The 13066-nt window shown below is 62.8% G+C and carries 9 protein-coding genes and 1 tRNA gene; all 10 read left to right on the forward strand.

The window, feature by feature from the left end; genetic code table 11:
* Positions 1–122 (forward strand): EF-Tu C-terminal domain-related protein (locus DN412_RS40315; RefSeq protein ID WP_076607016.1); only part of this gene is annotated, 122 nt, incomplete at its 5' end.
* An 84-nt stretch (positions 123–206) separates the two neighbouring features.
* Positions 207–282: transfer RNA gene (locus DN412_RS40320), tRNA-Trp, on the forward strand.
* A gap of 59 nt (positions 283–341) precedes the next feature.
* The gene (gene secE / locus DN412_RS40325) at positions 342–722 is read left to right on the forward strand and encodes a preprotein translocase subunit SecE (protein WP_010810469.1); all 381 of its coding nucleotides are present in this window, start codon (positions 342–344) and stop codon (positions 720–722) included.
* Between the two features lie 10 nt (positions 723–732).
* On the forward strand, positions 733–1314 hold the full coding sequence (gene nusG / locus DN412_RS40330; RefSeq protein ID WP_078198169.1) for a transcription termination/antitermination protein NusG: 582 nt from the start codon (positions 733–735) through the stop codon (positions 1312–1314).
* A gap of 159 nt (positions 1315–1473) precedes the next feature.
* On the forward strand, positions 1474–1905 hold the full coding sequence (gene rplK / locus DN412_RS40335; RefSeq protein WP_042882508.1) for a 50S ribosomal protein L11: 432 nt from the start codon (positions 1474–1476) through the stop codon (positions 1903–1905).
* The gene (gene rplA, locus DN412_RS40340) at positions 1906–2601 is read left to right on the forward strand and encodes a 50S ribosomal protein L1 (RefSeq protein ID WP_115216637.1); all 696 of its coding nucleotides are present in this window, start codon (positions 1906–1908) and stop codon (positions 2599–2601) included. It abuts the gene before it with no gap.
* A 405-nt stretch (positions 2602–3006) separates the two neighbouring features.
* Complete coding sequence (gene rplJ, locus DN412_RS40345) at positions 3007–3528, forward strand: 50S ribosomal protein L10 (protein WP_115216638.1); 522 nt, start codon at positions 3007–3009, stop codon at positions 3526–3528.
* A 67-nt stretch (positions 3529–3595) separates the two neighbouring features.
* Positions 3596–3970 (forward strand): 50S ribosomal protein L7/L12, encoded by a 375-nt coding sequence (gene rplL, locus DN412_RS40350; RefSeq protein ID WP_010810464.1) that lies wholly within the window; start codon positions 3596–3598, stop codon positions 3968–3970.
* A 428-nt stretch (positions 3971–4398) separates the two neighbouring features.
* Positions 4399–8505 (forward strand): DNA-directed RNA polymerase subunit beta, encoded by a 4107-nt coding sequence (gene rpoB / locus DN412_RS40355; protein WP_115216639.1) that lies wholly within the window; start codon positions 4399–4401, stop codon positions 8503–8505.
* A 126-nt stretch (positions 8506–8631) separates the two neighbouring features.
* A complete protein-coding gene (gene rpoC, locus DN412_RS40360; protein ID WP_078198165.1) occupies positions 8632–12876 on the forward strand; it encodes a DNA-directed RNA polymerase subunit beta' in 4245 nt (1414 codons plus the stop codon).
* Positions 12877–13066: the final 190 nt, after the last annotated feature.

Genomic DNA, 13066 nt, shown 5'->3' on the forward strand with positions numbered 1-13066 from the left:
ACAACGTGTCGATCACCGTCAAGCTGATCGCCCCGATCGCCATGGAAGAAGGCCTGCGCTTCGCTATCCGCGAAGGTGGCCGTACCGTCGGCGCCGGCGTCGTGGCAAAGATCCTCGACTAAGTTGTTTGATGGCGAACGCGGCACCAACCGGCCGCGTTCGTTGCCAGAAGGGGTTGGCGCAAGCGCCGGCCCCACAGTTGTTTTAGGGGTATAGCTCAACTGGCAGAGCGTCGGTCTCCAAAACCGAAGGTTGGGGGTTCGATTCCCTCTGCCCCTGCCAAATCAATCAGCCGCGTCGCGAGGAGCAATCGTGACGCGGCTTAGTCTCGTTTGCGAAACATGGCCAATCCCAATGTTGAAACCGTGAACGCCAGCAGCGGCAAGTGGATGCTTGGTGTCGCGGTGCTGCTGGTGGTTGCGGGCGTCATCGGTTTCTATGCACTGGCACAGCAACCGTCTTATGTACGTGGCGCCGCACTGTTCGGTGGTATTGCACTGGGTATCGTCGTTGCGCTGGTGTCGGCACCTGGCAAGGACTTTATCGGGTTCGCCAAGGAATCGTATCGGGAAGTTCGCAAGGTCGTCTGGCCGACGCGCAAGGAAGCCGGGCAGATGACGGGGCTGGTCTTCGTCTTTGTCGTCATCATGGCGCTATTCCTGTGGTCGGCGGACAAGCTCATCGAGTGGGTCGTCTTCTCGCTCGTGCTGGGCTGGAAATAAGAGGTAGCACATGACGGATAACGCTCAGCAGGAAATCACCGCGCCGGAATCGCCTTCGTCGAAGAAGCGCTGGTATGTCGTGCATGCCTACTCCGGCATGGAGAAGAGCGTGCAGCGCGCGCTGCAGGAGCGCATCGAGCGCGCCGAGATGCAGGACAAGTTTGGCCGCATCCTGGTGCCGTCCGAAGAAGTCGTGGAAATCAAGGGCGGCCACAAGTCGGTCACCGAACGCCGTTTCTTCCCCGGCTACGTGCTGGTGGAAATGGAAATGACCGACGAGACCTGGCACCTGGTGAAGAACACCAGCAAGGTCACCGGGTTCGTGGGCGGCGCCCGCAACCGCCCGAGCCCGATTTCGCAGCGCGAAGTCGACAAGATCATGACCCAGATGCAGGAAGGGGTCGAGAAGCCGCGTCCCAAGACGCTGTTCGAAGTGGGCGAAATGGTGCGCGTCAAGGACGGCCCGTTCACCGACTTCAACGGCAACGTGGAAGAAGTGAACTACGAGAAGTCGCGCCTGCGCGTCTCGGTCACGATCTTCGGGCGCGCAACGCCGGTCGAACTCGAGTTCGGCCAGGTCGAGAAGGTCTAAGGAATTTGCCGGCGGCTGCCCGAAAGGGCGGCGACCGGCGACGGCGACGCCCCGGTGGCGGCGCCAAGAGGAGCGTGAGGCCGTGCCGATGGTGCGGCGACAGCGCGTTACGACTCAACAGGATCGCATCCCGAAAGAGCGATCCGGATTGGAGTAGAGATGGCCAAGAAGATCATTGGCTTTATCAAGCTGCAGATTCCGGCTGGTAAGGCAAATCCCTCCCCGCCCGTTGGTCCCGCACTGGGTCAGCGTGGTCTGAACATCATGGAGTTCTGCAAGGCGTTCAACGCCCAGACCCAGGGTATGGAACCCGGTCTGCCGGTGCCGGTGGTGATTACCGCCTTCGCCGACAAGAGCTTCACGTTCGTGATGAAGTCGCCCCCCGCGACCGTGCTGATCAAGAAGGCAGCCGGCGTGGCCAAGGGTTCGCCGAAGCCCCACACCGACAAGGTTGGCAAGATCACCCGCGCCCAGGCTGAAGAAATCGCCAAGGCCAAGAACGCTGACCTGACCGCCGCCGACCTGGACGCCGCAGTGCGTACCATCGCCGGTTCGGCTCGTTCGATGGGCATCACCGTGGAGGGTCTGTAAATGGCTAAGGTTTCCAAGCGCGTCGCCGCCAACAAGGCGAAGATCGAGCGTACCAAGTTCTACCCGATCGACGAGGCCCTGGGCCTGGTGAAGGGCTGCGCCTCGGCGAAGTTCGACGAATCGATCGACGTGGCCGTGCAACTGGGCATCGATGCCAAGAAGTCGGACCAGGTGGTGCGTGGTTCCGTGGTGCTGCCCGCCGGTACCGGCAAGTCGGTTCGCGTGGCTGTGTTCGCCCAGGGCGAGAAGGCCGAAGCCGCCAAGGCTGCTGGTGCTGACATCGTCGGCATGGAAGACCTGGCTGAGCAAGTCAAGGCCGGTAACCTGAACTTCGACGTCGTGATCGCTTCGCCGGACACGATGCGTATCGTCGGTACGCTGGGCCAGATCCTGGGTCCGCGCGGCCTGATGCCGAACCCGAAGGTCGGTACCGTGACCCCCGACGTGGCCCAGGCCGTGAAGAACGCCAAGGCCGGTCAGGTGCAGTTCCGTGTCGACAAGGCCGGTATCATCCACGCCACCATCGGCCGCCGTTCGTTCGAAGACACCGCGCTGAAGAGCAATCTGTCGGCGCTGCTGGAAGCGCTGGTCAAGTCCAAGCCGGCAACGAGCAAGGGCGTGTACCTGCGCAAGATCGCGGTCTCGTCGACCATGGGCGTGGGCGTGCGTGTCGACCAGGCTACGCTGGCAGCCTGAGCTGACGGCAAATTGCCGACCGTGACCCGATAACACCGGTCGGCAAGCAGAATTGAAGGTCCTCGTCACGGCGGGGATCGTCTCCGGACCGAACAGGGAAGGAGCAAGGCTTTGGGCAGTGGTGCCGCCCGGTTGCGCAAGCAACGGCGGCACTGCTGGTTATCAAAGACCGCTGGTGTCCTGGTCCGTGGCAGTGATACGGAAAGGGCTTAATCGGTCGGAGCATGCGAAGTGGCCATGTGCCAGGTCCCTGCTTCCGGCCTGCCAGCGCAGATGGCGCACCCGAAGGGATTGAAGAAGCCGGGCATTGACCCGGGTGATTCGGGCCAATCGGACGCCGTTCGTTTGTGCTGACGTGAAGGCTCCGGTATTGCCGGAGAGTTAGCGTCATTTTGGAGCTTAACCGTGCCACTCAATATTGAAGATAAGAAGGCCGTCGTTGCTGAGGTCTCGGCGCAAGTCGCCAAGGCCCAGACTATCGTCGTGGCCGAATATCGCGGCATTGCGGTTGGCGATCTGACCAAGCTGCGTGCTGCCGCTCGCCAGCAAGGCGTGTACCTGCGTGTTCTGAAGAACACGCTGGCCCGCCGTGCCGTCGAAGGTACGCCGTTCGCAGGCCTCGCAGAGCAGATGACCGGTCCGCTGATCTACGGTATTTCCGAAGATGCAGTGTCCTCGGCCAAGGTTCTGAACGACTTCGCCAAGACCAACGACAAGCTGGTCCTGCGCGCTGCGTCGTATGACGGCAAGGTTCTCGACGCTGCCGCCGTGAAGGCGCTGGCCTCGATCCCGAGCCGCGACGAACTGATTGCTCAGCTGCTGGGCGTGATGCAGGCACCGGTGTCGGGCTTCGCCCGTCTGCTGGCTGCCCTGGCTGCCAAGAACGCAGAAGGTGCTCCCGCGGAAGCGGAAGCCGCCGGCGCCTAAGGCACCAGGCCGCGCATCGAAAGATCGCATTACCGATACCGAATCAAATCTAGTAGGAGTATTTCAAATGGCAATCACCAAAGACGACATCCTGGAAGCCGTTGGCGCCATGTCCGTGATGGAACTGAACGACCTGGTCAAGGCGTTCGAAGAGAAGTTTGGCGTGTCGGCCGCTGCCATGGCCGTGGCTGCTGCTCCGGGCGCTGGCGGTGCCGCCGCTGCTGAAGAGCAGACGGAGTTCAACGTGATCCTGGCCGAAGTCGGCGCCAACAAGGTTGGCGTGATTAAGGCTGTTCGCGAAATCACCGGCCTGGGCCTGAAGGAAGCCAAGGACCTGGTCGATGGCGCACCGAAGCCCGTCAAGGAAGGCGTGGACAAGGCCGCTGCTGCCGAAGCCAAGAAGAAGCTGGAAGACGCTGGCGCCAAGGTCGACGTCAAGTAATGCTGCGCTCGCGTGCCCTTGTGGCACGCGAATGGGGCTGGCAAAGGGAAATTCCCGGCGCCAGCCTTTTTGCGCTTGTGCGATTGTGTTTTAGTCACCACTCCGCACAGCGAGGAAGCAGAAGAAAGTGATGTTTGCGATTCGCGGCAGGCTTTGATTTGCCGGCGATTCAGCAGAGGCCAAACATCAGTGGCACACTAAGGGGTTGCTGCTGATGTTTGTCTTCTGAACCGACTGCAGAAGACAAGTTTGGTCGGGTGTCCCCCGGGCGAGTACAGGCGTTGCGCTGATGCGACGACCACACCGCCCGCAGCGTGCGGACACCGTCAGCCAGAGGTTGGTAGCGGCCAACCGCCAAATCCCCTCCCAGTCGCTGAACACCTCAGGCGCGGCCAGGTCCAGCCGTCCTGCGATGATTCGGAGATCCCATGGCGTACAGCTTCACCGAAAAGAAGCGCATTCGCAAAAGCTTTGCGAAGCGCGCGACGGTACATCAGGTTCCATTCCTGCTTGCCACTCAGATTGAATCCTACACCCAGTTCTTGCAAGCGGAAACGCCGACCGCGCGTCGCAAGACCGAAGGCCTTCAGGCCGCTTTCAACGCAATTTTCCCGATCTCCTCGCATAACGGGCTTGCCCGTATGGAGTTCGTCTCATATCACCTATCCAACCCGCCGTTCGACGTCAAGGAATGTCAGCAGCGTGGCCTGACCTTCCACTCGGCCCTGCGTGCCAAGGTTCGCCTGATCATTAACGATCGCGAGAACCCGGGCAAGGTCAAGGAAGTGAAGGAGCAGGAAGTCTACATGGGCGAAATCCCGCTGATGACTTCCACGGGTTCGTTCGTGATCAACGGCACCGAGCGTGTCATCGTCTCGCAGCTGCACCGCTCGCCGGGTGTGTTCTTCGAGCACGACAAGGGCAAGACCCACAGCTCGGGCAAGCTGCTGTTCTCGGCACGTATCATCCCCTACCGCGGTTCGTGGCTGGACTTCGAATTCGATCCGAAGGACATCCTGTACTTCCGCGTCGACCGCCGCCGCAAGATGCCGGTGACGATTCTGCTGAAGTCGATCGGCCTGACCCCGGAACAGATCCTCGCGCACTTCTTCGTGTTCGACAACTTCACGCTGCAGGCCGAAGGCGCGCAGCTGGAGTTCGTGCCCGAGCGCCTGCGCGGTGAAGTCGCGCGCTTCGACATCGCCGACAAGAACGGCCGCGTGGTGGTCGAGAAGGACAAGCGGATCAACGCCAAGCATATCCGCGACCTGGACTCGGCCGGCACCAAGCTGATCAGCGTGCCGGAAGACTACCTGCTGGGCCGCGTGCTGGCCAAGAACATCATCGACCCGGATACCGGCGAGGTAATTGCCAACGCCAACGACGAGCTGACCGAAACGCTGCTGGAAAACCTGCGCGAAGCCGGCGTCAAGCAGATCCAGACCCTGTACACCAACGACCTGGACCAGGGCCCGTACATGTCGCAGACCCTGCGCGTGGACGAGACCGCCGACCAGACTGCTGCGCGTATCGCGATCTACCGCATGATGCGCCCGGGCGAGCCGCCGACCGAGGAAGCCGTGGAAGCGCTGTTCCAGCGCCTGTTCTACAGCGAAGAGTCGTACGACCTGTCGCGCGTTGGCCGCATGAAGGTCAACAGCCGCCTGGGCCGCCCGACTGGCGAAGGCGCCATGGTGCTGCAGGACGAGGACATCCTCGAGACCATCAAGATCCTGGTCAACCTGCGCAACGGCAAGGGCGAGGTCGATGACATCGATCACCTGGGCAACCGTCGCGTGCGTTGCGTCGGCGAACTGGCCGAGAACCAGTTCCGCGCCGGCCTGTCGCGCGTGGAGCGCGCCGTCAAGGAACGTCTGGGCCAGGCCGAGACCGAGAACCTGATGCCGCACGACCTGATCAACTCGAAGCCGATCTCGTCGGCGATCCGCGAGTTCTTCGGTTCGTCGCAGCTGTCGCAGTTCATGGACCAGACCAACCCGCTGTCCGAGATCACGCACAAGCGCCGTGTCTCCGCACTGGGCCCGGGCGGTCTGACGCGCGAGCGCGCCGGCTTTGAAGTCCGTGACGTGCACCCGACCCACTATGGCCGCGTGTGCCCGATCGAAACGCCGGAAGGTCCGAACATTGGTCTGATCAACTCGCTGGCACTGTACGCCCGCCTGAACGAATACGGCTTCCTGGAAACGCCGTACCGCAAGGTGGTCGACAGCAAGCTGACCGACCAGGTCGACTACCTGTCCGCGATCGAGGAAGGCAAGTACGTGGTGGCGCAGGCCAACGCGACGGTCGACGCCGACGGCAACCTGACCGACGAACTGGTGTCGTCGCGTGAAGGCTCCGAACGTGAAACCCGTATGGTGACGCCGGACCGCGTGCAGTACATCGACGTGGCGCCGTCGCAGATCGTGTCGGCCGCTGCCTCGCTGGTGCCGTTCCTGGAGCACGATGACGCGAACCGTGCACTGATGGGCGCGAACATGCAGCGTCAGGCCGTGCCTTGCCTGCGTCCGGACAAGCCGCTGGTCGGCACCGGCATCGAGCGTACCGTTGCGGTCGACTCGGGCACCGCGGTGCAGGCCATGCGTGGCGGCGTGGTCGACTACGTCGACGCGATGCGTATCGTGATCCGCGTGAACGACGACGAAGCCGTGGCCGGTGAAGTCGGCGTGGACATCTACAACCTGATCAAGTACACGCGCTCCAACCAGAACACCAACATCAACCAGCGTCCGATGGTGAAGGTTGGCGATATCGTTGCCCGCAACGACGTCATCGCCGACGGCGCCTCGACCGACCTGGGTGAACTGGCTCTGGGCCAGAACATGCTGGTGGCGTTCATGCCGTGGAACGGCTACAACTTCGAGGATTCGATCCTGATCTCGGAGCGTGTGGTGGCCGAAGACCGCTATACCTCGATCCACATCGAGGAACTGTCGGTCGTTGCCCGCGACACCAAGCTGGGACCGGAAGAAATCACGCGCGATATCTCGAACCTCGCCGAAGCCCAGCTGGCTCGCCTGGACGAGTCGGGCATCACCTATATCGGCGCTGAAGTCGAAGCCGGCGACGTGCTGGTGGGCAAGGTCACGCCGAAGGGCGAGACCCAGCTGACCCCGGAAGAAAAGCTGCTGCGCGCGATCTTCGGCGAGAAGGCTTCGGACGTGAAGGACACCTCGCTGCGCGTGCCCTCGGGCATGAGCGGCATCGTGATCGACGTCCAGGTCTTCACCCGCGAAGGCGTGACGCGCGACAAGCGTGCCCAGTCGATCATCGACGATGAACTGAAGCGCTACCGCCTGGACCTGAACGACCAGCTGCGTATCGTGGAAGGCGACGCGTTCCAGCGTCTGGAGCGCCTGCTCGTCGACAAGACCGTCAATGGCGGTCCGAAGAAGCTGGCCAAGGGTGCCAAGATCACCAAGGAGTACCTGGCGGACATCGACAAGTACCACTGGTTCGACATCCGTCCGGCCGACGAGGAACTGGCAGCCCAGCTGGAAGCCGTCAAGGAAGCCATCGAGCAGAAGCGCCACGAGTTCGACCTGGCCTTCGAAGAGAAGCGCAAGAAGCTCACGCAGGGCGACGAACTGCCGCCGGGCGTGATCAAGATGGTCAAGGTGTACCTGGCCGTCAAGCGCCGCCTGCAGCCTGGCGACAAGATGGCCGGCCGTCACGGCAACAAGGGTGTCGTGTCCAAGATCACCCCGATCGAAGACATGCCCTACATGGCCGACGGTACGCCTGCCGACATCGTGCTGAACCCGCTGGGCGTGCCTTCGCGGATGAACGTGGGCCAGATTCTCGAGACCCACCTGGGCTGGGCCGCGCGCGGCCTCGGCGAGCGCATCGGCAACATGCTCAAGGCGCAAGCCAAGGCAGCCGAAATGCGCAAGCTGCTCACGCAGATCTACAACGAGAGCGGCAAGGTCGAAGACCTCGACAGCCTGTCGGATTCGGAAATCCTGGAGCTGGCCGAGAACCTGAAGAAGGGCGTGCCGTTCGCGACGCCGGTGTTCGATGGTGCGCATGAGGACGAAATCCGCCGCATGCTGGACCTCGCCTATCCGGAAGAGATCGCGAAGGAGAAGGGTCTGACCCCTTCCAAGCAGCAGGTCACGCTGTTTGACGGCCGCACCGGCGAAGCGTTCGAGCGTCCGGTCACGCTGGGTGTGATGCACATGCTGAAGCTGCATCACCTGGTCGACGACAAGATGCACGCGCGTTCCACCGGCCCGTACTCGCTGGTGACGCAGCAGCCGCTGGGCGGCAAGGCCCAGTTCGGTGGCCAGCGTTTCGGTGAGATGGAAGTGTGGGCACTGGAAGCCTACGGCGCGTCGTACGTGCTGCAGGAAATGCTGACGGTCAAGTCCGATGACGTGAACGGCCGTACCAAGGTGTACGAGAACATCGTCAAGGGCGAGCACTCGATCGACGCCGGCATGCCGGAATCGTTCAACGTGCTGGTGAAGGAAATCCGCTCGCTGGGTATCGACATCGACCTCGATCGCTACTGATCGGGCAGGTGAGGGGAGCCGGCCGCAACCGGTTCCCTGTCGAGACGCAGCAGCGAAGGATTTCCCACAGGATGAATGCCATCGACCCGGACAAACTCCGGGGCGGTGGCGAAACAAGGAGTTGCAATGAAAGCATTGCTCGATCTCTTTAAGCAGGTACAGCAGGAAGAGCAGTTCGACGCGATCAAGATCGGCCTGGCCTCGCCCGAGAAGATCCGTTCGTGGTCGTACGGCGAAGTAAAGAAGCCGGAAACGATCAACTACCGTACGTTCAAGCCGGAACGCGACGGCCTGTTCTGCGCCAAGATCTTTGGCCCGATCAAGGACTACGAGTGCCTGTGCGGCAAGTACAAGCGCCTGAAGCACCGTGGCGTGATCTGCGAGAAGTGCGGCGTTGAAGTGACGCTGGCCAAGGTGCGCCGCGAGCGCATGGGCCACATCGAACTGGCCGCGCCGACCGCGCACATCTGGTTCCTGAAGTCGCTGCCGTCGCGCCTGGGCATGGTCCTGGACATGACGCTGCGCGACATCGAGCGCGTGCTGTACTTTGAAGCATTCGTGGTGCTCGAACCCGGCATGACCCCGCTCAAGAAGAGCCAGATCATGTCCGAAGACGACTACCTCGCGAAGTGCGACGAGTATGGCGAGGGCGAGTTCGTCGCCATGATGGGTGCCGAGGGCATCCGTGAACTGCTGCGCGGCATCGACATCGAGAAGCAGATCGAACAGATCCGCGCCGAGTTGCAGGCCACCGGTTCCGAAGCCAAGATCAAGAAGTTCGCCAAGCGCCTGAAGGTGCTCGAGGCCTTCCAGCGTTCGGGCATCAAGCCCGAGTGGATGATCCTCGAAGTGCTGCCGGTGCTGCCGCCCGAGCTGCGTCCGCTGGTGCCGCTGGACGGCGGCCGCTTCGCGACCTCGGACCTGAACGACCTGTACCGCCGCGTCATCAACCGTAATAACCGCCTGAAGCGCCTGCTGGAGCTGAAGGCGCCTGAGATCATCGTGCGCAACGAAAAGCGCATGCTGCAGGAAGCGGTTGACTCGCTGCTGGACAACGGCCGTCGCGGCAAGGCGATGACCGGTGCCAACAAGCGTCCGCTGAAGTCCCTGGCCGAAATGATCAAGGGCAAGGGCGGCCGTTTCCGTCAGAACCTGCTGGGCAAGCGCGTCGACTACTCGGGCCGTTCGGTCATCGTGGTGGGCCCGACGCTCAAGCTGCACCAGTGCGGCCTGCCCAAGCTGATGGCGCTCGAGCTGTTCAAGCCGTTCATCTTCCACAAGCTGGAAACGATGGGCATCGCCACCACCATCAAGGCGGCGAAGAAGGAAGTCGAAAGCCAGACCCCGGTGGTGTGGGACATCCTCGAAGAGGTGATCCGCGAGCACCCGGTGATGCTGAACCGTGCGCCGACGCTGCACCGCCTGGGTATTCAGGCGTTCGAGCCGGTGCTGATCGAAGGCAAGGCCATCCAGCTGCACCCGCTGGTCTGCGCGGCGTTCAACGCCGACTTCGACGGTGACCAGATGGCTGTCCACGTCCCGCTGTCGCTGGAAGCGCAGATGGAAGCCCGCACCCTGATGCTGGCCTCCAACAACGTGCTGTTCCCGGCCAACGGCGACCCGTCGATCGTGCCGTCGCAAGACGTGGTGCTGGGTCTGTACTACACGACCCGCGACAAGATCAACGGCCGCGGCGAAGGCATGACCTTTGCCGACATCAGCGAAGTGATCCGCGCCTACGAGAACAAGGAAGTCGAACTGGCTTCGCGCGTGAACGTGCGTATCACCGAGTATGAGCTGGTCGACAAGGACGCCGAAGGCGACGCCCGTTTCGCACCCAAGATCACGCTGCAGGCCACCACGGTCGGCCGCGCGATCCTGTCCGAGATCCTGCCCAAGGGCCTGCCGTTCTCGGTGCTGAACAAGCCGCTGAAGAAGAAGGAAATCTCGCGCCTGATCAACACCGCGTTCCGCAAGTGCGGCCTGCGCGAGACCGTGATCTTCGCCGACAAGCTGCTGCAGTCGGGCTTCCGCCTGGCTACCCGCGCCGGTATCTCGATCGCCATCGACGACATGCTGGTGCCGCCGCAGAAGGAAAAGATCATCGCCGAGGCTTCGGCCAAGGTGAAGGAATACGACAAGCAGTACATGTCGGGTCTGGTGACCGACCAGGAACGCTACAACAACGTCGTGGACATCTGGGGCGCCGCCGGCGACCAGGTGGGCAAGGCGATGATGGAGCAGCTCCAGCACGAAGACGTGGTCGACCGCGAAGGCAAGACCGTGAAGCAAGAGTCGTTCAACTCCATCTACATGATGGCCGACTCGGGCGCACGGGGCTCGGCCGCGCAGATCCGCCAGCTGGCCGGTATGCGTGGCCTGATGGCCAAGCCGGATGGCTCGATCATTGAAACGCCGATTACGGCGAACTTCCGTGAAGGCCTGAACGTTCTGCAGTACTTCATCTCGACCCACGGTGCCCGTAAGGGCCTGGCCGATACGGCACTGAAGACCGCGAACTCGGGTTACCTGACCCGTCGTCTGGTCGACGTGACGCAGGATCTGGTCGTGGTGGAAGACGATTGCGGCACCACCAACGGCGTGGCCATGAAGGCCCTGGTCGAAGGCGGTGAAGTGATCGAAGCGCTGCGTGACCGTATTCTCGGCCGCGTGACCGTGGCCGACGTGGTGAACCCGGAAACCCAGGAAACCGCGATCGAAGCCGGCACGCTGCTGGACGAAGACCTGGTCGAGATGATCGACGCGATCGGCGTGGACGAAGTCAAGGTCCGCACCCCGCTGTCGTGCGACACGCGCTACGGCCTGTGCGGCAAGTGCTACGGCCGCGACCTGGGCCGCGGCGTGCTGGTGAACTCCGGCGAAGCGGTGGGCGTGATTGCCGCGCAGTCGATCGGTGAGCCGGGCACGCAGCTGACCATGCGTACGTTCCACATCGGTGGTGCGGCATCGCGTGCGGCAGTGGCATCGAGCGTGGAGGCCAAGGCAACCGGTACCGTGCGTTTCACGGTGACCATGCGTTACGTTACCAATGCGAAGGGCGAACTGATCGTCATCTCGCGTTCGGGCGAGGCGCTGATCACCGACGACCACGGCCGCGAGCGCGAGCGCCACAAGATCCCGTACGGCGCCACGCTGCTGGTGCAGGACGGCCAGGCCATCAAGGCTGGCACGCAGCTGGCCACGTGGGACGCGCTGACCCGCCCGATCGTTTCGGAATACACCGGTACGACCAAGTTCGAGAACGTCGAAGAAGGCGTGACCGTCGCCAAGCAGATGGACGAAGTGACGGGCCTGTCGACCCTGGTGGTGATCGACGCCAAGCGCCGCACGGCCGCCACCAAGGGCATCCGCCCGCAGGTGAAGCTGCTCGATGCCGCCGGCCAGGAAGTGAAGATCCCGGGCACGGACCACTCCGTGACCATCGGCTTCCAGGTCGGCGCGCTGATCACGGTGAAGGACGGCCAGCAGGTGCACGTGGGTGAAGTGCTCGCGCGTATCCCGACCGAATCGCAGAAGACCCGCGACATTACCGGTGGTCTGCCGCGTGTGGCCGAGCTGTTCGAAGCGCGTTCGCCGAAGGACGCCGCCGTGCTGGCGGAAGTCACCGGCACGACCTCGTTCGGCAAGGACACCAAGGGCAAGCAGCGCCTGGTCATCACCGACCTGGACGGCAATGCCCACGAGTTCCTGATCGCGAAGGAAAAGCAGGTGCTGGTGCACGACGGCCAGGTGGTGAACAAGGGCGAAATGATCGTGGAAGGTCCGGCGGACCCGCACGACATCCTGCGCCTGAAGGGCATCGAAGAGCTGGCGCACTACATCGTGGACGAAGTCCAGGACGTGTACCGTCTGCAAGGCGTGAAGATCAACGACAAGCACATCGAGGTGATCGTTCGCCAGATGCTGCGCCGCGTCCAGATCGCCGACGTGGGCGACACCAAGTTCATCCCGGGTGAACAGGTGGAGCGTTCGGAACTGCTCGACGAGAACGACCGCGTGATCGCCGAAGGCAAGCGTCCGGCCACGTACGAGAACCTGCTGCTCGGTATCACCAAGGCGTCGCTGTCGACCGACAGCTTCATCTCGGCGGCATCGTTCCAGGAAACCACGCGCGTGCTGACCGAAGCCGCGATCATGGGCAAGACCGACGACCTGCGTGGTCTGAAGGAAAACGTGATCGTCGGCCGTCTGATCCCGGCCGGTACCGGCCTGGCCTACCACCGCGCCCGCAAGGCGCGCGAGGCCTCCGAGCGCGAACGCGCCCAGGCGATCGCTGAAGAAGAGCAGTCGCTCTTCATCGAGCCGGCGCCGGTGGTGCAGGCGACCGAGGGTGAAGGCGACAACGTCTGACCGCAGTAGAGATGGATCCCGCCGCAAGGCGGACCAAAGCCCGGCTGATCCAGCCGGGCTTTTTTTTGGTGTGCCGAGCATGCGCAACAGCTTGGGGGTGAAAGTCCCCTGTCCAGCCTGATGGTGGCGAAGGACTAGCGAAACGCAAGGGCGTCGTCGTGAGGCGGGGTCTGAAGGAAGCGTGTAGCAA

This window comes from Cupriavidus lacunae, from assembly GCF_003353055.1.
GTDB classification, from domain to species: domain Bacteria; phylum Pseudomonadota; class Gammaproteobacteria; order Burkholderiales; family Burkholderiaceae; genus Cupriavidus; species Cupriavidus lacunae.